The sequence below is a fragment of the Mycobacterium gordonae genome, from assembly GCF_001417955.2.
Taxonomy (GTDB): domain Bacteria; phylum Actinomycetota; class Actinomycetes; order Mycobacteriales; family Mycobacteriaceae; genus Mycobacterium; species Mycobacterium gordonae_B.
Genome location: NZ_LKTM01000001.1, coordinates 14,684 through 36,860, shown reverse-complemented (window position 1 = coordinate 36,860; position 22,177 = coordinate 14,684). Strand labels below are relative to the sequence as shown.

Here is a 22,177-nt window from a genome sequence, read left to right as displayed (position 1 = left end):
TCACTGCCCTTATTTGCTCGGCGTCATTCGCGGGGCGCTCCCCGTCACCCCTGGAAATGCCGCGCCCGTATTCGCTTGTGCGCACTCACGACGCAATGGTCTAATGGTCAGGCCATAGGAGGTGATCGTGCGCGCGGTGGTCATGCAGGAGTTCGGCAGCGCAGAAGTGTTGCGCCCCGGGGAATTTCCCGATCCCGCCGCACGACCGGGCTGGGTGACCGTGGCATTGCGCGCAAGCGCGCTGAATTGGCACGACGTCCTGGTCCGCCAGGGCCGCTACCGTTCACCGCTGCCACACATCATCGGGGCCGACGGAGCCGGGGTCCGCACCGACACCGGAGAGCACGTTCTGGTGTTGCCGTCCCTGAACTGGGGCGACCGCGATGAGGCGCCCGGTAACGGCTGGGAGATTTTAGGCGATCGCACACCCGGGACCTACGCGGAGCTGGTCAGTGTTCCCGTCGACTGCGTGGCCCCCAAGCCGCCAGGCCTGAGCTGGACCGAGGCGGCGGCGCTGCCGCTGGTCGGCCTGACGACCTACCGGGCCCTGTTTGCCCGCGGACGGCTACGGTCCGGTGAATCCATGCTGGTGATCGGCGCCGGTGGCGGAATCGCCACGATGGCGATCGCGCTCGCCGTCGCGGTCGGAGCGAGTATCACGGTGACCTCTTCCTCGGCCGACACCATCGAGCGCGCCGTCTCCGCGGGTGCTCGCGGCGGGGTGTTGCACAGCGTGCCGGAGTGGCCCGAGCACGCCCGTGCCATGTCACCGGACAACGGCGGATTCGATCTGGTCCTCGACCCTGTCGGCCGTTGGAGTGAGTCCGTGCGCGCTTTGCGGCCCGGCGGCCGACTGGTGGTGCTGGGCGCCAACGCCGGACAGAACGCCCTGATGGACATTCGCGGCTTCTACTTCGGTCAATTCGATCTCCTCGGCACAACCATGGGCAGCGGCAGAGATTTCGCGGGCCTGCTCGACATGTTCGATCGGCGTTCGGTGCGCGCACCCGAGATCGACAGGGTGTTCGGGCTGGACCAGGCGGCCGAAGCGCACCGATACCTCGAGCATGGACGCACGTTCGGCAAATGCGTACTGACCCACGACTAGGAGGTGCACCGTGGCCCCATCCCCCGAACTGGTCACGTACCGACTCGAAGAGGCCGTCGCCGGCACCCCGGAAGACAACGCGGCTCTGGCCGCTTACCTGACGCTGAATGATCCCGAGCGCCGCAACGCGCTGTCCGACTTGCTGCTCGATCAGTTGGGCCAACTGCTGCAGCGCGCGGCAGCCGACTCTCGGGTGAGGGTCATCGTGCTGACCTCCTCGCACCCACGTATCTTCTCGTCGGGAGGCAATCTGGATGCGTTCGCCGACAATCGCCCCACGATCGCGAAGTACGCCGGACTGGGCCGTTTTCCTAACCTGTTTCGCACCCTGACCAATATCGACAAGCCGGTGGTCTGTGCCGCGAACGGCGATGTCCTGGCCGGCGCGCTCGGCATCGCGCTGGCCTGCGATCTCGTCATCGCCAAGTCGTCAGTGCGGCTGGGATGCCCCGAGATCAACGTCGGAGCATTTCCGTTCATGATCTCGGCATTGATCTTCCGGGCTACCGGACGGCTGGTCGCCAATGAGCTGATGATGACCGGTCGGTTGATCAGCGCCACCGAAGCCGCCGCTGCGGGTTTGGTCAACAAGGTGGTACCCGACGGAGAGTTCGACGAGGCGCTGCGCCAATGGGTTTCCGCCATCGCCGCCAAGTCGCCGTTGTTGCTCGGCATGGGCAAGCGGGCGTTGGCGGCGACCCGGGACCTACCGCTGGAATCGGCGTTGGACTACCTGCAGGCCCAACTCGCCTTGGCGTTCACCACCGAAGATCTGGCTGAAGGGGTACTGGCCTTCAAGGAGAAGCGTTCGCCGCGCTGGCACAACGCGTAACGTTGTGCTTCCAGCGCAATTGCCGTCCTTGCCGTTTCGGTCTGACCATTCTACAATTCGATGATTATGACTCCGTCGGGCCCATCCCACGCAGGCGGATCCCCTGAGCCGAGGAACAATGCGATGAAGCCGAGCTCCTACACAGTCCGCTACAGCCGCAACGAGATTGACCACTACTACCGAACCGGCCTGTGGTCCACTGACACCTTCCACGACCTGCTGGTCCGGCGCGTGGAGGAAACCCCGGACAAGGTGTTCGCCACCGACGGAACCCGATCACTGACGTTCAAGGAGCTCTTCAAGGCCGGCCAACGCCTGGCGGTCGGGCTACACCGGCAGGGCTTGCGACGCGGCGACACCGCCGCCGTTCAGTTGCCCAACTGGGTGGAGTTCATCCAGGTGCTGACCGCGTTGTCGCGGCTTGGCGTCATCATGGTGCCGATCATGCCGATCTATCGGCATGAAGACGTCGCCTACGTGATGTCGAATGCCGGTGTACGTGCGGTGTTCACTCCGGAGCAGTTCGGCAAATTCGACTATCTGGGCATGTATCTCACTCTCCGCGAGGATGATTCGGATCTCAGGATCGTCGTCGCCAGGCCTGATACAACAGGCGGGCAGGCCGCCCGGGCGCACCCGAACGTGTTCACCCTCAGCCAGTTGGAAGCCGACACCGACGACGACAGCGCGCGGGCAGAACTGGGCGACCCGCCCGGCGCAGACGACCCGTTTGTCATCGTGTACACGTCTGGGACCACCTCGCGATCAAAGGGGTGTGTGCACACCTTCAACACTTATTGCTCGGGGTCCCGTTCGCTGATCGAGCCATTCGGCTACACCGCGAACGACGTCCAGTTCGGCCCCTCCCCGATCGCCCACACCACCGGGCTGGTCACCAGCGTGTTGCTGCCTCTGCTGGCCGGCGCGTCGACACACGTTATGGCCAAGTGGGATCCGGCACGCGCCATCGATGAGATCCAGCGCTTCGGCTGCACTGCCGCGGTCACCGCCCCGACCTTCCTGCACACGCTGCTGTCGGAGTACGACGCGCAACGCCATGACCTGTCCACGTTGCGCATGTGGACGTGTGCGGGTGCACCCATACCGGCCGCCGTCGTCGAGCGATCCAGCGCGAAACTCCCCAATGTCAAAGTTCTCAGCCTGTACGGTCGCAGCGAAAACCTGGTTACCACAACATGTTCAGTGACTGACGACGTGTCCCGGGCCTTGACCTCCGATGGCCGCGCCTTGCCCGGGGCGGAAGTCAGGATCGTCGGACCCGACGGCGATGAAGTATCTCGTGGTATCGAGGGTGACATCGCCTACCGCGGCCCCGCGCACATGATCGAATACCTGGCCAGTCCCGAGGAAACAACGGCCCTCTTCACCAGCAGCGGGTTTTCCAGGTCCGGCGATCTGGGAACGATGACCGAGGACGGCTACGTCCGGGTGACCGGGCGGACCAAAGACATCGTCATTCGCGGTGGCATGAACATCAGCGTCCGCGAAATCGAAGATCATCTGGCCCACCATCCTTCGCTGCACGCCGCCGCCGTGGTGGGCATGCCCGACGAGCGGCTGGGTGAAAAGGTGTGCTGCTTTCTGGTTGCTGCCGTTGGCCACGACGCGCCGACCGTCGATGAAATTCGCGAGTTTCTGCTCGAGCGGGGCATGCCGATCCAGAAGACGCCCGAGCGCGTCGAGGTCGTCGATTCGCTGCCGATGACGGCCACCGGCAAGGTTCTCAAACACGAATTGCGCCGGGAGATTGAACGACGCCTACGAGCGCAGGCCGCGCCGGCGCATCAAACGGCGGGCGCCTCCTGATGGAGCTGAAAGACAGTCCCGCAGAGGCGGAGTTCCGTAGCCGGGCCCGCGCCTGGCTGCAAGGCGCGCTGCCGCTTCTTGGCGGAACCGAACCCGCACGTCTCGAGGACAAGCTCGACTACTGGCGCACCTGGCAGCGGCTGCTGTATGACGCCGGATACGCCGGGCTGTCCTGGCCGCGCGAGTATGGCGGGGGCGGCGCCGATGCCAAGCTGCGAGCAGTGTTCAACGAGGAACTCGACCGGGCGGGCGCCCCCGAGCGGCTCAACATCATCGGCGAGGACTTCGCCGGGCCCACGATCATCCAATTCGGCACCCCATCACAACAGCAGCGGTACCTGCGGCCCATCCTCACCGGCAGGGAGATCTGGTGCCAATTGTTTTCCGAGCCTGAGGCCGGATCGGACCTGGCCTCGTTGCGCACCACTGCGACCAAAGTCGAAGGCGGCTGGCGAATCCAGGGCCAGAAGATCTGGACGAGCCGGGCCCAACTGGCGGCCCACGCAATCCTGTTGGCCCGCAGCGGCGGTGGACCACGACACCGTGGAATCACCTATTTCCTGCTCGACATGAACAGCCCCGGTGTGGACGTCCGCCCCCTGGCGCACATGCTAGGGGAGTCCGAATTCAATGAAGTGTTCCTGGACCAGGTGTTCATCCCCGATGACCGTGTGCTCGGGGAGGTGGACGGTGGTTGGCAAGTGGCAATGGGAACCTTGGCGTTCGAGCGTGTCGCCATCGCCACCGGCCGGGTCAACACCACCGGCGCAGTCAACGATCTCATTGGCGAAATCGGCAGCCTCACAGCCGATGACGGCACCCCCCTGGGTGCCGACCCACTGGTACGCCAACGCATTGCCGACCTCTACGGGCGCGCTTTGGTGCACTACCTGATCGGACAGCGGGTCATCGCCGGCGCCGCCGGAGACGGACCGCCCGGACCCGTCACATCAATCGGAAAGCTGTACTTCTGCCCATTGGTAGAAGACATCGCCGATTTCGGGTTGGAGCTCGACGAGATGGGCGGACAATTCGCACTCGCCGAAAAGGGTTGCGCCGATTCATCACTTGAGTCCCGGCAGCGATGGCTCCGGCTGGCGTATCAGGCCAGGGGAACCGCCATCGCCGGGGGTTCGACCTTCATTCAGCGCAACATCGTCGCCGAACGCATTCTCGGCATGCCCAGGGACTGAGCGGCGAGGAGGGGTGTGACGATGGACAAGGTCATAGCAACAGCGACAGAGGCTGTTGCAGACGTGAGGGATGGATCGTCGCTGGCCGTCGGTGGATTCGGCCTGTGCGGCATACCGCAGGCGTTGATCGCAGCGGTGCTGGACCTTGGGGTCGGCAATCTGGAGACGGTATCGAACAATTTGGGCGTCGATGGGATCGGGCTGGGAGTGTTGCTGCAACACAAGCGGATCCGGCGAACGATCAACTCCTACGTAGGCGAGAACAGGGAATTCGCCCGCCAGTACATGGCCGGCGAACTCGAGCTGGAACTGACCCCGCAGGGCACGCTGGCCGAGCGCCTGCGTGCAGGTGGGGCCGGGATTCCTGCCTTTTACACACCCACCGGGGTGGGGACGCAGGTGGCCGACGGCGGTCTGGCGTGGCGTTACCATTCAGACGGTACTGTGGCGGTTGCGTCGCCGGCGAAGGAAACACGCGAATTCGACGGGATCACTTACGTTTTAGAGCGGTGGATCCGCACCGACTTCGCACTGGTGCACGCCTTCAAAGGCGACCGGCACGGCAACCTCGTCTATCACGCCGCGGCCGCCAACTTCAATCCGGACTGCGCGGTGGCGGGACGAATCACGATCGCTCAGGTTGAGCATTTGGTCGAACCTGGCGACATCGACCCTGCCCAGGTACACACCCCGGGGATCTACGTGGACCGGGTGGTGCATGTTCCCAACCCGGCTAAGCAGGTCGAGAAGGAGACGGTGCGGCCGTGACCGCGCCGACGACGATGCAGGGCGCAGCCATGAGGAGGAGTGGCGCAAAATGAGCTGGAGCCGAAACGAATTGGCGGCGCGGGTCGCCACGGAACTGATGGACGGTCAGTACGTGAACCTCGGCATCGGGTTGCCCACCCTGATCCCTAGCCACATTCCCCCGGACATCAGCGTCGTCTTGCATTCGGAAAACGGGATTCTCGGTGTTGGGCCGTACCCACGACGCGAGGACCTCGATCCCGACCTGATCAATGCCGGCAAGGAGACGGTCACCACGCTGTCGGGTGCGGCCTTCTTCTCCTCATCGGCCTCGTTCGGGATCATCCGCGGGGGACACCTCGACATCGCGGTGCTGGGCGCAATGCAGGTCTCGGCCTCCGGCGATCTGGCGAACTGGACGATCCCGGGCAAGATGATCAAGGGCATGGGCGGGGCGATGGACCTGGTGCACGGTGTCGCGAAAGTTTTCGTGATGATGGAACATACGGCCAAGGATGGCAGCGCGAAGATCGTCGACCGGTGCACGCTGCCGCTGACCGGCAAGCGTTGCGTCAAACGTATCTTCACAGACCTCGCCGTCATCGATGTGGCCGAGGACGGCTTGCACCTGATCGAGACCGCGCCCGGCGTCACCGTTGACGAGGTTATCGCGAAAACCGAACCGCCCCTGGTACTTCCTGCCGTGGTGTAATGCGCTCCCGCTACGTCCGGCGTGCGCTCAGTCCTCGACGGTGATCGCGTCCCGATCGTCCACGGCTAACGCTGCCTTGGCGTAGCTGTGCACATGGCGACGCATACGCCTGGCCGCCGTATCGGCGTCTCGGTTGCGGATCGCCGCGGTGATCGAGCGGTGTGCGCGCGCCGTGACCGTACGCACGGTGTCGTCGACGAACGCCGCATTCTCAGTTCCGGCGTAAATGGCCTGTGACAGCGCGGTCATGAAACCGATCAACAGTTCGTTGTGGCTGGCAACCGCCACACCGACATGCCAGTCGAGGTTGGCTTGCAGAAACGCCGACAGGTCGGCATCGGGATCTGCGATATCGGAGTTGGCGCGGTCGAGCACCGCCAGATCCTCATCGGTGCGTTTGCGGGCAGCCAACTCGGCGCAGAACGGCTCCAACGCTTCCCGCGTCTCCATCAGGTCAGCGAGCTTGATCTGCCGACCCCTGATCAACATGCTCACCGAACTCGCCATCGACTTGGTCGTCGGTTTCTGAATGAAAGCGCCGCCGGCGCGACCCGCCCTAACCCGGACGAGGTTCTGCACCTCCAGGATGCGCAGTGCCTCGCGCACCGTGGCCCGGCTCATCTGCGTCTGCTTGACCAGTTCACGCTCGGCAGGGAGCGCCATACCCTCGACCAGCTCGCCACTGAGGATTCGCTCGCGCAGCTCACGTGCCAACACGTCGGATGCCTTCGGGACATCCACTGGCTTGAGCAAGACAGCAGAACGCGTTGGGGCAGAATCTGTATCGCCGTTTTCCATCGATCCTCCGTCAGCCTAGACTTTGGCGTAAAGGTAAGGCCTATTGCAGGTTAGCCTATTTAACGGTCGCGGGGTATTCGACATCACTCGAGCCGCGGCTAGAACACCATTCGCGCGATAACCTCGGCCACCGCCGCCGGTTTGACCGAGCCGTCGAGTTCCACCGTGTGCCCGACGGTCAGGTCGATCGTGGTGTCGCTGACCTTGGCAGCGCCGACGAGGACGGATCGGACCCGGATTCGGCTGCCCGCCGGAACCGGTGCGAGAAACCGCACTTTGTTCAGTCCGTAGTTGATCCCCATCTTGGCATTCTCGACACGGTAGTTGGCCTTGCTCAGTGCCGGAATCAGGGACAGAGTCAAGAAGCCATGCGCGATCGTTGAGCGAAAAGGACTTTCGGCCCGGGCCCGTTCAACATCGACATGAATCCACTGATGATCGCCGGTGGCATCGGCGAAGGCTTCGATGCGGTCCTGGTCGAGGGTGATCCAATCGGAGACGCCGAATTCTTGACCGACGGCCGCGATGGCCTCGTCAATGGAGGAGATGATGCGCATCGCTATCGGCTCCGACTACACCGAACGAGCGGACTTGGCGGCCGCCGACGCCGCCTTGCTGGCTTCGCGCGCCTGCGCCCAGTCATCGTCACTCATCGCCGACAGCCCGGCGAAGGTGTTGGGGCCGGCAAGACGCTGTCCGCCGTCCATCGCGATCGTCTCACCGGTGAGATAGGGGCAGGCGTCGGAGAACGCGAAGATCGTCAGATTGGCCAGTTCCTCGATGGTCCCCGCACGGCGCAGCGGAATCTGATCGGACTGGGTGGCGCCGACGGAGCTCTTGTCCGTCGGATTGAGCATCTCCCAGGCGTAGTCGGTCGGAATCGGCCCGGGCGCAAGCGCATTCAGGCGAATGCCGTAGGGGCCCCACTCGACGGCGAGCGACATCGTCATCGCGTGCACAGCGGCCTTTGCCATGGCCGAGGGGACGACGAAGGCCGAACCGCTCCACACCCAGGTGGTCAAGTTCGACAACACCGACCCGGGCAGCCCTTGAGCGATCCAGCGCTTCCCGACGGCCAAGGTGGTGTTGAAGGAACCGGTCATCACCGTCGAGGTGACCGCCTCGAACGCGCGTGGGCTCAGACTGACGGTGGGTGCGATGAAATTCGCGGCGGCATTGTTGAGAACTCCGGTCAACGGGCCGTGCCGGTCCCATATCTGTTCGACGGCCGCGTCGACCTGGTCGAAGTCTCGAACATTGACCGGCTGCCAGTGCACGGTTCCCGGACGGCCAGCCGAAATCTCGGCGGCGGCTTCGGCCAACACGGTTTCCCGCCGACCCCACAAATGCACGTGGGCACCGTGGGCGGCCAGATGCGCGGCCACTCCGCGGCCCAGTCCGGTGCCGCCGCCGGTGATCAGAATCCGCTTGCCGTTCAACAGCGCAGGATCGAAGACGCTCATCACAGCCCCAGACTCTTACCGATGATTTCGCGCTGAATCTCGTTGGCGCCGCCGTAGATCGGCGGTGCCAGCGCCTTGCGCACCTGTGCTTCCATGCCGAATTCGACGCTGTAGCCGTTGCCGCCCATCAATTGCACACCTTCCAGCGCGGCCCGCTTGGCCACCTCGGTGCACTTCAGTTTTGCGATCGAGCCCTCCCGCGCGAGCCGGTCCTCCAGCCCCGCGTCGATCTGAGCGGCCACCAGATAGACGTAGGCGCGGCAACATTCGATCTCGGCCGCCAGGTCCGCCAATCGATGACGAACGGACTGGAAGGTGCCGATCGGTTTGCCGAACTGTTCCCGGGTTTGCACGTAAGCGATCGTGTCCTGCAGCGAACGCCGGGCGGCACCGAGCGACATCGCTGCGATGATGAGCCGCTCGACGTTGAGTCCGCGCATCAATCGGTGCCAAGCATCGCCGTTCCCGCCGACCACGTTGTCGGCGGGAACGACGACGTCGGTGAAGAACACGTCGTTGACGGTGTGGCCGTCCATGGTCTCGATCGCTTTGATGTCGAGTCCTGGCGTTGCGGTGGAGAGGTACAGCAACGTCAGGCCGCGATGCTTTCCCGCGTTGGGATCGGTACGGGTGAGCACCAGCAGATGATCGGCCAGGTGCGCAGCCGTGATCCAGGTCTTCTGGCCGTTGACGACAAAGTTGTCACCGTCGCGGACCGCCCGGGTCCGCACCGCACCCAGGTCGGATCCGGCACCGGGTTCGGACAACGCAATCGCCTCGAAGTGGCCGGCGCACAGGTTGCCGACGACCTCTTTCTTCTGAGATTCGGTGCCGTGCCGCAAATATGTCTGCGCCGCAGTCAATCCGGTGCCATAGGCATGGATCGGTGCCTGGCCGCGCGCGGTCTCCTCCAAGAAGATGCACTCCTCGACCATGCCCGCGCCACCTCCGCCGTAGTCGACGGGTATCGACACCCCCAACCAGCCGAGTTCAGCCAGCCGCTGCAGTAATTCGGGGCTGTTCGACAGCCCCTGAGTCAGCTGCGCGCGCTGCACCGCCGTGCCGCAGTAGTCGGCGCAGAATCGCTCGATCGCGGCGGCGAACTCGAGCTGTTCGGGGGTGAACATGCTCAGTTGCCCCGGTAGGCAGCGAATTCGGGGCTGCGTTTCTCGTTGAAGGCGCTGACGCCTTCCTGCGCTTCGGGCGTCTCGCCGAACATCTTCAGCGTCGAGTACGCCATCTGACCGACCGACGCGAACTGTTCGGTGTCGGTGTTGAACGACTGCTTGAGGACTTTCAATGCCGTTGGCGAAAGCACCAATATCTCGTCGGCCCACGCCCGCACCTCTGCCTTGAGCTGGTCGGCCGGCACGACCTTGTTGACCAGCCCCCAGTCATACGCCTGCTGGGCGGAATACCTGCGGCACAGGAACCAGATCTCGCGCGCCCGTTTTTCACCGACCACGCGGGCCAGGTAGCCGGTGCCGAAGCCGGCGTCGAAGGACCCGACCCGCGGACCATTCTGGCCGAAGACCGCGGTGTCCGCGGCGATGGTCAGGTCGCAAAGGACGTGCAGAACGTGCCCGCCGCCGATCGCGAACCCGTTGACCGCCGCAATGACGGGCTTCGGCACATCCCGGATGACCCGATGCAGCGTATCCACCTCGAACAAGCCGGTTTCGGACGGTCCGTAGTCGCCGGTCTCAGCACGCTGCTTCTGGTCACCTCCGGTGCAGAAGGCCTTTTCCCCGGCCCCGGTCAGGCAGATCACGCCGACTTCTGGACTCCCCCACGCCAATTTGAAGGCCCGGATCAGCTCGTCAAGGGTGCGTGCGCGAAATGCGTTGTAGCGCTCGGGCCGATTGATCGTGATCCAGGCCAGGCCACTGTCGACCTCGTATGAAATGTCGCTGAACTCAGTCATCGGTTGCCTCTCTTCGTTGAAAGTCGGGTTGGAAGCCGCAGTGATTATGGTCTTACCATATTACCAAAGCGATGTCGGCTGATGCTACTGAGTCACCCCTCGCAAACCGGTCGCGAAGTACCGGCGCATCTGAGCCAGTTCACCGATTGACCGCTGGAGGTCGTCGAGTTCGGAGACGAGGGCCTCCCGACGCTCGACGACGTCGGGTGCTCCGGCGTCAAGCAACCCCCGGTGGCGTGCCATTTTCACTGCGGTGGAGAACATTTCACCGGATACCGATTCCTCGGTGATGCGGTGTTGGAGTGACCATTGCCGGCCGAGGCGAAGACAGCGGCGGAGCAAGGTCTGCTCATCGACTTCCCGACCGGCACCGAGATTCAACAACTCTTCAGACACCACTCGGTAGGCGTCGACGAACGGCCTGACCACCAGATGGGCTACCAGCAGATCGCTTTCACGCAGACTCCGCGCTGCCTCTTCGGTGTCGAGTGGGGCGCTCGGATCATGGCTGCGGCCGGTCATGATGCTGAACTCGTTCCATAGCTCGTCAGCGAACTCGTCGCGTCCGGCGAAGAAGAAGTCGAACTTCAGCAGCTCGCGGATGGCCAACGCCTTCTCCCATCCCGTGCGTTTGGTGGCCCCCGGGGTTCGGACGATCGCCAGCAACGCCAGTTCGGCGATCGCTCTCATCACCAGGACATGGATTGCGCTGTTGCGGTACACCGCAACGATCAGGTGCTGGTCCTCGCCGATGCCCCACACGGTCGTAGGACCTTCGGAGTAGGAGGTCAGCACTCCGGAGCCGACCAAGTCGTGCAGCGTTTGCGAAACGGTGGCCCGGTCGGTGAGGTCAGCGCCCCCTGCGACGGGCCAGCCGCGGGCGCGCAGATAGCGGGCCAGCGGCGCAACCGTAGCGCACACTTCGTCCAGAGTGAGGGCTCGATCTTCGCCGAGCATCGCCACGCAGACGGCTGCCGTCGCCGTTACCGGCGTGGTCTGGTTGAGGCGATGGCAGATATCCAGCGCGATGCGTTCGACTATCTGTCGATCGCTGAGACCCTCGGCGCGCAATGCGACCATGCGTTCATAAAGGGGAACCGGTGTCCCGAAGTTGATGTAGATGCGTCCGAGGCGATGCCGCAGGCCTCGTGCATAACTGAGCAGCCAGCGTGCGTTCTCGGGCTTCTTGGGCAGTCCACGTGATTCCGCAGCCATCAGTTTCACTTCGTGTAACGGCAACTGGTCGAAGAGGATTGAGACCGGAACCGCAAGAGTCTGCTCCGACTGCACGGATTCCACGGCATCGGTTACATAGCGCAGCAATCCGTATCGCGGCGGACGTAGTTTGCCGGTGCGGGTCCGGCCTCCTTCGATCGACCACACCAGATTGCGGCCACTGGCCACCATATGGCCGACGAGTGCGCGCAGGGCCAATCGGTACACCGGCACGTCGCCCGTAGCACGGCGCACCGGGATGAATCCGTTTCGGCGGGCCAGTGTGCCCAGCGGGAAAAAGTTGAGGTTGGCGCCACCGAGTCCGAACGTCGGTGAAATCCCGCCCCGGGCAAGGCGTGGCGGAAAGGAGAACTGGTCCAGATAGGACCGGTGCGAGATTAAGAAGATCAGGGCATGGTCGCGGTCAAGCTCCCGCAGCTTGGCCAAGTCATCGTCGTTGATGACGACCTGGAAGCCACGCACCATCCATGCCGACCACGCTTCCCAGGCCCGCACCACCGGGGGAACATGAGTTGCCGACATCTCCCGCACATAAGTTGCGGCCTCGGCCCGCACGTCGTCGACATCCCGGCCCAATTGCGGCGCTAATTCCGCTGTGGCCGTGAGAAATCCGTCTGAGTCCAGAAGCGTCGCGCTGTCAGCTGCTGATTGTGTGCCGGCGTTACCGTTTGAGCGCAGCAGTCGCGCGAGGCGATCTGGCACGGCAATCATTTCCGGCTCACCCCGGCAGCCGGCGCAATCGATTCCGACCACGCCCTGCCCGCTTCGGTGCCCGGCCAGTCATCGAGGGTATCGATGTACAACTGGCGCATTCGAGGCACCCACTCATCGATGTCGGCTCGGGTCCAGTTGGTGGTCGGAAGGGGTTCGTGGACGACGACTTCTATGGTGCCTTCCTGGGCCACCTTTGCGTTGCGCCACATGATTTCGCCGGCATTGCGGATAACGATCGGGACGATCGGCACCCCCGCGTCGCGGGCCAGGTGGAAGCCGCCTTTCTTGAACACCCCGATGCGGGGACTCAGTGATCGGGTTCCTTCGGGAGCCAGGACAATCGAAATCCCGGCGCGAAGTTTCTCTACCGCCGGCTGCATCGCCGAGATGGCTTTCGACGTGCTGGATCGGTCCACGAAAGCGACGTCGGCGAGCGTGAGGAGCTGGCCAAGCACCGGCACCTGCTTGACCTCTGCCTTGGCAACGACACTGAAGCCTCGTTGCACGACGCGCGAGGTGACCAGCGCATCGATGAGCGTGCTCTGGTGGTTGATGAAGAAGACCGCCGGTCGATGAGCGGTGTGGTGCTCACCGCTGACCTCGACCCGAATGTTCCCCAATTGCCCACTGAGACGGCCGAATAGCGATGTAGCCATGTCCACCCCGCCGCGGCGGTCCCTGGTCAACACCCCAGCCACGGTGCCCAGACCCACGGCGGCGGCAAAGCCGCCGAACACCCCCGAAGTCCGGGCCAGCGCCATCGGATGCAGGCGGCCTCGCTTGCCGGCGAGATACAACGCGGGCCAGCCACGTTCTGCGGCACGGCGGGCCAGAAGTGGCGCCGGGTTGACCGGGTGCGCGAATCCAACTCCGCCCAACAGCGGAACATCCTCTGCGCCATTGGCATACGCGTGGCTGTCTTTCAGCGAAATGCGGTGGCGTCGAGCGAATTCCTTGACCGCGGCCAGTTTGCCTTCCCCCCACGGCGGACGTCCCGCTATCCCACCGGTGAGCACGCCCTGCGCCGACTCGAGTTCCGTGCACAGCAGGTGCTCGATGTCTAGTTCGCGGGCCATCGGCTGCGCTTGCATGCGAGTCGCGGATGTCGCGATGACGACGGTATGACCCTGGTTTTGGTGGGCACGCACCAGTCGCCACGCTCCGTGAAAGAGCGCTCCGGCGATCTCCTGGGCGAACAGTTGCTCCCCGAGCTCCATGAGGTCGTCCTCGGTGCGGCCCACCCAACCCCGGATTCCCTGCGACAGCAGATCTTTGAACGCCTCCTCAGTGAGGGGTCCACCGAGGGCGGCGCGCAGCGTGCGGACGAACTCGTCAGGTCCCAGTTCCAGATTGCGGGCGCGGTGGGCGTAGAGCGCGCCGGCCGAGTAACCCTGAATCAGGGTTCCGTCGAAGTCGAAGAATGCGGCCACCTTTCGGCCGCTGGGTCCCATCTTGATGCGCTCGATGAGTTCATCGACGGTGATCACCGGCGGTGTCGTACCCGTCATCTCATTCTCACTTCTTCTTCTTCGTGAGCCCGGCCCAGAAGTAGATCGTCTCCGTGACCACAAACGGGGGCCCGACACCAGGCAGTGCATGCCCCGTTGTCGGGGAGGGAAAGGGCATACCCGCATCGTGCCGGGGCAGGACGCTTGTGGCGGCCCCCGACCATCTCACTATGTAGAGCGGATCCTGCTCAGCCAAGGGTGTGGGGGCGAAATACCTCTTCTGCGGGGCAGAGAACTGCCCGATGTGGTGACGCGGTGGCGCGGCTCGGTGGGTCACACTCGCAGCGTCGGGTTCGGCACCGCCGTCTCGCACTGCTATGCCAGGTCCCGCCGGTGAACTCGGCATGCACAGACAGGCGATGGGTGATTCCATCCGGCGGTCACGTCGAAATAAACGACCGCAGAACAGGAAAGAGGCATCGGATGCAGATCTCAGCCGCCGTGGTGCAGGAGGTCGGAGAGCCCTTCACGCTTGCCGAGGTCGACCTGCACGAGCCGGGGCCCGATGAAATCGTGGTACAGATCGCCGGCGTCGGCATCTGCCACACCGACATCGCCGTCAAGGAAGGGCACCTACCCTTTCCGCTTCCTGGCGTCCTCGGCCACGAGGGCAGCGGCACCGTGGTGTCCGTCGGGGCCGATGTCACCGCCGTAACCGTTGGTGATCACGTCGCGATCAGCTTTAACAGCTGCAATAACTGCCCCCATTGCGCCAAGGGGGAGCCTGCATACTGCCACAACTTCCTCGAATACAACTTTGGCGGGAGCCGACCCGACGGGTCATCCGGATTAGCCTCTGCCGGTGCAAAACTCGCAGCCAACTTCTTCGGTCAGTCCTCGCTGGCAACGCATGCGCTGGCCCACGAACGTAACGTGGTCAAGGTACCGGCGGATATACCGGTCGAACTCGTGGGGCCGTTGGGCTGCGGCATTCAGACCGGGGCCGGCGCTGTGTTCAACTCGCTTGATGTCCAGCCTGGATCGACGGTGGTCATCACCGGCGCGGGCGCAGTGGGTCTGTCGGCGGTAATGGCCGCCGCGGCACGTGGAGCCGCCTCGATCATCGCGGTCGACCTACACGAGAGTCGGCGGCTGCTGGCCACCGAGCTCGGCGCCACTCATACCCTCGACCCGCAAAACGGCCCACTGGACGAGCAGATCCGCCAGATCGTTCCGGAGGGAGCCGATTACGCCATCGACACCACCGCAGTGGCTTCCGTCGTGGAGCAACTTCTTTCTTCTCTCGGAGTGCGGGGGATGCTGGGGCTGATCGGCGTACCGCCCGATCCGCAGGCCATCTTCTCGGTCGGACTTTTTCAGCCGCCGCTGCTGGGACTGACCATTCGGGGCATTGTCGAAGGCGATGCCGACCCGCAAACGTTCATCCCCTATCTCCTCGATCTCTACCGTCAGGGCAAGTTTCCATTCGACAAGCTGATCACCACCATGCCGTTGGCGCAGATCAACGAGGCGGTTGACGCCCAGCTCCGGGGCGAGGTCCTCAAAGTCGTGCTGACACCTTGACCGAGTCCCGAAACCTATCAATGGTGAACAACCCACGCCGGAAGGCGCCCGCAGCGGTCTCCCGGCTAGAGCTGACCCCGAGCCACCACGGCGGAACCGGAACACCCTTGCTGTTGCTGCACGGGATCGGGGCGATCTGGCGGGCCTGGTCACCAGTCCTGCCGCATCTGGAACCCCACCACGAGGTGATCGTGCCGACTCTGCACGGGCACGCCGGCGGACCGCCACTGGATTCGCAAGTCGCACCATCGGTCCGGGCGCTGGTAGATGGTCTCGAGAACGAGCTCGACCGCATGGGTCTGGAAAAGGTGCACATCGCCGGAAACTCGCTCGGCGGGTGGATAGGAATCGAGCTGGCCCGCCGCGGACGGGCGCAATCACTGGTGTTGCTCAGCCCGGCCGGGGCCTGGCGGTCGCACCGGCGCCTCAGGGTGACAGCACGTAGCATCCGGTTCTTGCTGAGCGCGCTGGCCCGCAATTCGTTCCGGGCCGAAGCAATCACCGAGCGTCGGCTGCTGCGCTGGGCGATGCTGGCGGGTCAGGTCGCACACCCTCATCGGGTGCCGCGGGAGACGTTGGTGACTCTTATCCAGGCAACGGGGCACTCACCCGTGGTCGATCCGCTGCTGCGGGTGCTTCACCTCTACCCGGTCGAGCCGTTACCCGCCGAACGGGACTACCCGGTCAGGTTGGTGTGGGCCGAGCAGGATCGTGTGCTGCCGTTCAAGCACTTCGGTTCGCCGATGCTCGAACGTCTGCCGGGGGCGGAGCTCATCCGCCTGAGCGGAGTGGGACACGTTCCGATGTCCGACGATCCGGCGCGCGTCGCCGATCTGATCCTGGAAGTAACCCGCGGCGTCGACGGCGTCACGGCCTCGGCGGCCAGGGAGGGTGACGATGTCCAGCGACGAAGCTGACGTGCTCGCCTCGTGGGGTGGCGGCCAAGACCTCAGTGCCTGGGAAGCGCTGATGTGGCGCACCGGTGGTGACTATCGGACCCGGTCCACCGGGGTGATGGTCGAGTTGCTCGACACCGAGCCTGACTGGGACCGTCTGGTCGCCGCCCACGACCGGTTTACCCAGCGGGTCCCGCGACTGCGCGAACGCATCGTCGAACCGCTCGTGTCCCTGGTGGCGCCGGCGTGGTCTCCCGACCCCCACTTCGATCTGAGTTACCACCTGCAACGGGTGCGGCTGCCCGGTGACGGGTCGATGACCGAATTGCATTCGCTGGCAGCACAGTTCGCCGCCCGACCGCTCGATCCCGAGCGTCCCCCCTGGGAGTCCCTGCTGGTGCTGGGCCTCTCCGGCGGTCAGGCCGCATACCTCTTCAAACCCCATCACTGTTTGAGTGACGGGATTGGCCTGCTGCAGTTGCTGGATCTGGCACATGGACACGGCCGGGAACCCGGGCCCGCCGACGAGCGGCCGGTGCCCGACCCGCGCCCGACGGAGTCGCCGGAAGGATTGCTGCTCAATCGATTGGCCGGGAAGGTCGTCAACGCCCCCGGAGGTGCGCTGCGCGAAGCCCTCCACCTCGCAGGCCAGTTTGTCGGCGACCCGGTAGGGACCACCAGCGGCGCGGTCAAGTTTGCCATGTCGCTGCGGCGAGTGCTGTCACCGCCGGATGCACCCCACTCCCCCGCACTGACGGGCAGCGGGTCCGGTTATCGGCTGGACACCTTCGATGTAGTGTTCGACCAGCTCAAAGCCGCGGGTCGGTCGGCCGGAGGATCGGTCAACGACGCCTTCCTCGCCGCCCTCCTCGGCGGGGTGCGCCGCTATCACGAAAGGCTTTCCCTGACAATCGATTCCATGCCGATGGCAATTCCGGTCAGCCTTCGCACGGACGCCGATCCGATGGGCGCCAACCGGTTCGCCGCCGCAAGGTTCGTGGCGCCGGTCGGCGAACCGGATCCCAAAGCACGCATCGCCGCGATCCACGAGTTCATCGCCGACGCGCGCATGGAGCCCGCCCTCGGATTCCTCGACCTTCTTGCACCGGTGCTGAGCCGGCTGCCGGGGATCGTCCTGACTCGCATCGCCGGTGAGATGACCGGCCTGTCCGACATGCAGGCTTCCAACCTCGGTGCGATCGGTCGTCCGCTGTACTTGGCAGGTGCGCGGGTAACCCGTATCTATCCGATGGGCCCCCGTCCGGGCATCCCGGCAATGGTTGCGATGGTGACGTACGACGGAACATGTTGCATTGCGGTCAACTTCGACCCGGAGGCCGTCACCGACGCCGCGGCGTTCTCGGCCTGCCTACGCGAAGGCTTCGACGAGGTGCTCGATCTGGCGAAGGCAGACTGACGTGAAGGGCGTCGAGCTGGCCCGCGAAGTCCTCTGCGCCGCAGAGGAAATCGTCGGCACCGACGCGCTTCATCCCCGGTTTGCCGACGACGACCTCGACTCGGCAGCCGCCGCGCTATCCGCGGTCCGTCGCGCGCTCAACGGGCGCTTAGCTGCTGCGGGCGAAATGGACACAGCAAAGGCCGTGCAGCTTGCGGCCCTACTGGTGCGTTCGGAACATGCTCAGGCCGAGATCCTCGATGCCCTGCTGGCGCGTAGGGCCAAGGTCGTCATGGTTCGCGACGCGGTGAGGCGGCTCCGGCAAGCCGGGTCTACGGCCGAGCTCATCGAGCGGGCGTCTGCGGAAGCTCAGTACATGGGGTTCGATCGGATCTTGTTCTCGCGCATCGCTCATGGATTCTGGCTGGCATCTTCGGCTTACACCGGAGCCGACGAAGGGTTCGCCCATACGTTGGTGGAGGTGGGACTCGCACACCCGCGCAAACTCAACGGCGCGCTACTAGAGGCCGAGATGGTGCGTCGTGGTGCGCCGATGGTGGTTCGCGATCCCCAGACCAATCCGCGCGTGTACACCGAATTGGTTGCGCTCACCGAGACGAAGGCATATGTCGCAGCCCCGGTGCTTGCCTGGGGCCAGCCCATCGGTCTGCTACACGCCGACCGGCAGCCGCAGTCGGCCCTGGTGGACGAGTTTGACCGCGACGTTCTGGCAGTTTTCGCCGAGGGTCTTGGCATCGCATTCGAGCGAAATCTGCTGCTGGACAGGGTTAAGGGACTTCAGCACGCCTGCAGAGAATACGCGCGCGGTGTCGATGAGCTCGTCGACGACGTCACCGTTGCCGTGATAGAAGGTGCCGCCCCGGGTGAGCCTCTCGATCCCTGCCTGCCCACAGAGTCGTGCGGACGGCCGCCACTTCGGGCACGTGACGGTGACGTCACGGGGAATCTGACCCGCCGCGAGCGGGATGTCTTGCGTGGCCTCGCGGCTGGAAAGACCAACGCACAGATTGCGATTGCCTTATTCGTGGCCGAGGGGACCGTCAAAACACACGTCAAGCATGTCCTGAGAAAGCTCGGCGCGGCGAATCGCACTGATGCAGTTGCCAAATATCACCACGTAGTCAACTGATTCAGCGATTGTGTCAGAATTTGATCACGCCGCGAATGTTGCGGCCCTCGATCATGTCCTCGTACCCCGTATTGATCTCATCCAGCGAGTATTCCTTGGTCACCAGCTCGTCAAGCTTCAACTGGCCGAGGTTGTACATCTCGAGGTAGCGGGGAATATCGTGGCGCGGATTCGACGATCCGAACAGCGACCCGTGGATTGACTTCTCGTACAGGGTCAGTTCGAACAACGAACCGCTGATTGACAATTCAGTCGGATGTCCGATGGCCGTGACGACAACCCTGCCGCGTTTGCCTACCAAGCTGAGCGCCTCGCCGACATAGGCGCCCTCGGCTACATCGGTCGTGATGATGCAGGCATCCGCGAGCTGTCCGCGGGTCAGCTCGGTCATCAGATTCCGCGCTTCGTCAACCGTGGGGGTGGTGTGGGTAGCGCCGAATTCGATTGCCCTGTCTCGCTTGTAAGCTACCGGATCTACCGCGACGATATGGCGCGCACCAGCGGCTTTCGCGCCTTGAATCGCGTTGCTGCCGATTCCTCCCACGCCGAGCACCACGAGGGTTTGGCCGGGCCGCACCTGAGCGGTGTTGACGACACTGCCAAAGCCCGTCGGCACGCAGCATCCGGTCAGCACTGCCCGGTCGAGCCGATTGCCTTCCTCCACTCGCACTACCGACGCGGTGGGCACCACTGTGTATTCGGAAAATGTTCCCAACAAACACATTTGGCTCACGCCGGCGCCGCGTGCATGAAACCGGTATGTCCCGTCAAGCTGTGGGCCCTGAATGATTGCGGCACCGAGGTCACACAGGTTCGTCATGCCACGCGCGCAGTACGAGCACCTCCCACAGGCGGGGAGAAAGCTCAGGACAACCGAGTCACCCTCGGCGACCTCGGTAACCCCGGGCCCGACAGCGGCCACGACGCCGGCCCCCTCGTGTCCGCCGATGACCGGAAACGGTACCGGTATGTCGCCGGTGACCAGGTGGTAGTCGGAGTGGCAGAGCCCGGACGCGGTCAGTTTGACCATGACCTCATTGGGCCCGGGTGGGTCGAGAGTGACTTCTTCGACTTGCCACTTCTCGCCGACACCCCACAAGACCGCGGCGTTCGTCTTCATGTGCAGAACCTCCATCTCGGGTCACCGATTGTTTTCATGTCCGGGGTTTGCGGCGCATCTCCCCTACGGGGTGTTTTTGCTGCCTTCATCGAGACGGCCACCAGCAGAAATACCGATCTCGGGATAGGGAAGTTGGCTCGGAGGGGAGAGGTGTCGGGGGTCACAGCGACCTACCGTCGGCTGTTAGGGCGCCGATCCTGCACATCGGCAATCACGACGATGGGAATGGTCATGGCTCTAACCGATGAAGGTGTCCGAACCGATCTGAACAAGTTGGCATTCTGGGATCGGCCTCGCGCCGAACATCACCAGACCTTCAAGTGGCTTCGGGAGAATCGGCCGATCAGCTGGAATGATGCGCCCGAAGCGCTCGATCCTAACCTCGACAACGCCAAGGGATTCTGGTCGGTGGTCAAGCACCACGACATCCAGGAAGTGTCGCGCAATCCCCAGGTTTTCAGCTCCGCCCAGGGCGTGTTCATCGATGACTTCCCCCAATTGGAGACAATGCTGTCGTTCATCGTGACCGACCCGCCTCGACACACCGAGATGCGCAACATCGTCAACGTCGCATTCGCCCCCCGCAATATCAACCGGATGGTCGATCAGATCAACGGCCTCGTGGCGAAGATCATCGACAATGTCGCCCCTCTGGGCGAGGGGGACCTGTGCGAATTGATCACCAAAGAAGTTCCCGGCCGGGTATTCGCCAACTTCATGGGCATCCACGACCCAGACCACATTCAGTACGTGATGGACGCCGCCGAGCAGTTCGCCGGGTGGGCCGACCCCGAATGGGCCCACATCGGCTCCCCGTTGATGGTGTTCGCAGACGCTTCAAGCAAGCTGTCGACGCTCGCACTGGAACTTGCCAAGGATCGCAAGCAGAATCCGGGCGAGGACCTGCTCACGTGGGTGGCCCAGGCGGAGTACGAGGGTCACAAGCTGACCACCGAAGAAGTCGGAGTTTTCTTCGCGCTGCTCGCCGCCGGCGCCAACGACACCACCCGGCACGCCATGGCACACGTTGTCACCCTGTTCCAGCGCAACCCTGACCAACTCGCCTATCTGATGCAGGATTTCGACGGCCGCGCAGATGATGCCGTCAACGAGTCGCTGCGCATGGAGCCGCCGCTGATGCACTTTCGCCGCACCGCCCTGCGCGACTACGAACTGGGTGACGTCACCATCAAGGAGGGCGACAAGGTGGTGATGTGGTACATCTCCGGCAACCGTGACGAGGACGTTTTCGAAAACCCCGACACATTCGACATCAGCCGCACCCAAAAGCACAATCCACACCAGGCGTTCGGCGGCGGGGGTCCGCACTACTGCATCGGCCACGCGCTGGGCAAGGCGGTCCTGAAGGCTCAGATGCGGCAGGTCTACATGCGAATGAAGAACTTGCAGGCGGGCGAACCAGAGCTATTGCGGTCGAACTTCATGAACGGTGTCAAGCGCCTGCCGGCGACCTGGACGCCCGAGCGCCGTTGAAACAATTGGGCCCCAATTGATTTGACACTGACTGGTGTTAAGCGAGTCTCGCTCTTACCTCCAACGCGGGAGCGATGACCCCCCGTCATGGTGACGCGCGAAGAACGTCGATCACGCTAAGACTTGAGAGCGCCAGTGCCGTCGCCTTCACGTCGCCGTGCATGTGCGCCTCGACGGCCATCCGGCAATCCTGGGAAAGGGCATCATGAACTTCAAGGACGTCATCGAAATCCTCGACAACTCGGTCGGCGGCCCTGATGCCGATGTCGCCTCGCACGGCCCGTTCTGGCGGGACGTCACGCGCGACCGGTTCGTCGAAATGAAAGTCGGCGGAAGAAAACTCGTGATACTCGGTGACGGAGCTAACTCAAGCCTGGTGTTGTCGTTGAAAGGCGAGGCGCCGTTTGGCTCTGACCTGGATGACCCGCCGGTTGGCGCGGTGACCCCCCGTATGCCCGCCTACCTGGACCCCGTCCCTGCAGAGTCGATCAGCGAAATCGAGCAATGGATCAACGACGGCTGCCCGGCGGATTGA

20 protein-coding genes are annotated in these 22,177 nt (G+C 63.9%); 12 read left to right on the top strand and 8 right to left on the bottom strand.

All coding sequences use genetic code 11. From position 1 onward, the window contains the following. Positions 1–127 precede the first annotated feature (127 nt). The 6 genes from AO501_RS00170 to AO501_RS00145 all read left to right on the top strand — a co-directional run bounded on the left by AO501_RS00170 (position 128) and on the right by AO501_RS00145 (position 6,419). The gene (locus tag AO501_RS00170; RefSeq protein WP_055576115.1) at positions 128–1,108 is read left to right on the top strand and encodes a quinone oxidoreductase family protein; all 981 of its coding nucleotides are present in this window, start codon (positions 128–130) and stop codon (positions 1,106–1,108) included. Positions 1,109–1,193: 85 nt separating this feature from the next. Further along, entirely contained in the window at positions 1,194–1,940 is a 747-nt protein-coding gene (locus AO501_RS00165; RefSeq protein ID WP_055576114.1) for an enoyl-CoA hydratase/isomerase family protein, read from the top strand. A 123-nt stretch (positions 1,941–2,063) separates the two neighbouring features. After that, positions 2,064–3,767: an AMP-binding protein gene (locus AO501_RS00160; protein WP_055575773.1), complete on the top strand. Its 1,704-nt coding sequence runs from the start codon at positions 2,064–2,066 to the stop codon at positions 3,765–3,767. After that, positions 3,767–4,960 (top strand): acyl-CoA dehydrogenase family protein, encoded by a 1,194-nt coding sequence (locus AO501_RS00155; RefSeq protein ID WP_055575772.1) that lies wholly within the window; start codon positions 3,767–3,769, stop codon positions 4,958–4,960. Before AO501_RS00160 ends, AO501_RS00155 begins: the two co-directional genes overlap by 1 nt. Positions 4,961–4,981: 21 nt before the next feature. Next, a complete protein-coding gene (locus AO501_RS00150; RefSeq protein WP_055575771.1) occupies positions 4,982–5,728 on the top strand; it encodes a CoA transferase subunit A in 747 nt (248 codons plus the stop codon). 49 nt (positions 5,729–5,777) lie between these two features. After that, entirely contained in the window at positions 5,778–6,419 is a 642-nt protein-coding gene (locus AO501_RS00145; protein ID WP_055575770.1) for a 3-oxoacid CoA-transferase subunit B, read from the top strand. A 27-nt stretch (positions 6,420–6,446) separates the two neighbouring features. Here the strand turns inward: AO501_RS00145 and AO501_RS00140 are convergent, their stop codons facing one another. The 7 genes from AO501_RS00140 to AO501_RS00110 all read right to left on the bottom strand — a co-directional run bounded on the left by AO501_RS00140 (position 6,447) and on the right by AO501_RS00110 (position 14,062). Then, a complete protein-coding gene (locus tag AO501_RS00140) occupies positions 6,447–7,217 on the bottom strand; it encodes a FadR/GntR family transcriptional regulator (RefSeq protein WP_055575769.1) in 771 nt (256 codons plus the stop codon). A gap of 98 nt (positions 7,218–7,315) precedes the next feature. Beyond that, positions 7,316–7,774, bottom strand: a complete 459-nt coding sequence (locus AO501_RS00135; protein WP_055575768.1) for a MaoC family dehydratase — start codon at positions 7,772–7,774, stop codon at positions 7,316–7,318. A 15-nt stretch (positions 7,775–7,789) separates the two neighbouring features. Beyond that, positions 7,790–8,680 carry an SDR family oxidoreductase gene (locus AO501_RS00130; RefSeq protein ID WP_055575767.1) on the bottom strand — a complete coding sequence of 297 codons (891 nt, stop codon included), beginning with the start codon at positions 8,678–8,680 and terminating at the stop codon, positions 7,790–7,792. After that, positions 8,680–9,807, bottom strand: a complete 1,128-nt coding sequence (locus AO501_RS00125; protein WP_055575766.1) for an acyl-CoA dehydrogenase family protein — start codon at positions 9,805–9,807, stop codon at positions 8,680–8,682. Before AO501_RS00125 ends, AO501_RS00130 begins: the two co-directional genes overlap by 1 nt. 2 nt (positions 9,808–9,809) lie before the next feature. After that, positions 9,810–10,604 carry an enoyl-CoA hydratase-related protein gene (locus tag AO501_RS00120; protein WP_055575765.1) on the bottom strand — a complete coding sequence of 265 codons (795 nt, stop codon included), beginning with the start codon at positions 10,602–10,604 and terminating at the stop codon, positions 9,810–9,812. 84 nt (positions 10,605–10,688) lie between these two features. Next, positions 10,689–12,542 carry a 1-acyl-sn-glycerol-3-phosphate acyltransferase gene (locus AO501_RS00115; protein ID WP_197419721.1) on the bottom strand — a complete coding sequence of 618 codons (1,854 nt, stop codon included), beginning with the start codon at positions 12,540–12,542 and terminating at the stop codon, positions 10,689–10,691. A 5-nt stretch (positions 12,543–12,547) separates the two neighbouring features. After that, complete coding sequence (locus AO501_RS00110) at positions 12,548–14,062, bottom strand: HAD-IB family hydrolase (protein ID WP_055575763.1); 1,515 nt, start codon at positions 14,060–14,062, stop codon at positions 12,548–12,550. Positions 14,063–14,485: 423 nt separating this feature from the next. On the opposite strand from AO501_RS00110, the gene AO501_RS00105 reads away from it, so the two are divergent. The 4 genes from AO501_RS00105 to AO501_RS39950 are packed head-to-tail and all read left to right on the top strand — an operon-like array spanning position 14,486 to position 19,028. Continuing rightward, positions 14,486–15,586: an NAD(P)-dependent alcohol dehydrogenase gene (locus tag AO501_RS00105; RefSeq protein ID WP_055575762.1), complete on the top strand. Its 1,101-nt coding sequence runs from the start codon at positions 14,486–14,488 to the stop codon at positions 15,584–15,586. 20 nt (positions 15,587–15,606) lie between these two features. After that, positions 15,607–16,503 carry an alpha/beta fold hydrolase gene (locus tag AO501_RS00100; RefSeq protein WP_055575761.1) on the top strand — a complete coding sequence of 299 codons (897 nt, stop codon included), beginning with the start codon at positions 15,607–15,609 and terminating at the stop codon, positions 16,501–16,503. Then, positions 16,484–17,899: a wax ester/triacylglycerol synthase domain-containing protein gene (locus AO501_RS00095; RefSeq protein ID WP_055576113.1), complete on the top strand. Its 1,416-nt coding sequence runs from the start codon at positions 16,484–16,486 to the stop codon at positions 17,897–17,899. The genes AO501_RS00100 and AO501_RS00095 overlap by 20 nt, the downstream gene beginning before the upstream one ends. A 1-nt stretch (position 17,900) precedes the next feature. Continuing rightward, positions 17,901–19,028, top strand: a complete 1,128-nt coding sequence (locus tag AO501_RS39950; protein ID WP_269435156.1) for a LuxR C-terminal-related transcriptional regulator — start codon at positions 17,901–17,903, stop codon at positions 19,026–19,028. Between the two features lie 13 nt (positions 19,029–19,041). On the opposite strand, the gene AO501_RS00085 is transcribed toward AO501_RS39950, so the two are convergent. Then, complete coding sequence (locus AO501_RS00085; protein WP_055576111.1) at positions 19,042–20,148, bottom strand: NDMA-dependent alcohol dehydrogenase; 1,107 nt, start codon at positions 20,146–20,148, stop codon at positions 19,042–19,044. 231 nt (positions 20,149–20,379) lie between these two features. Between AO501_RS00085 and AO501_RS00080 the strand changes: the two genes are divergently transcribed. Both AO501_RS00080 and AO501_RS00075 read left to right on the top strand, forming a co-directional pair. Then, complete coding sequence (locus tag AO501_RS00080) at positions 20,380–21,642, top strand: cytochrome P450 (protein WP_055576110.1); 1,263 nt, start codon at positions 20,380–20,382, stop codon at positions 21,640–21,642. Positions 21,643–21,847: 205 nt separating this feature from the next. Continuing rightward, positions 21,848–22,177, top strand: a complete 330-nt coding sequence (locus AO501_RS00075; RefSeq protein ID WP_055576109.1) for a hypothetical protein — start codon at positions 21,848–21,850, stop codon at positions 22,175–22,177.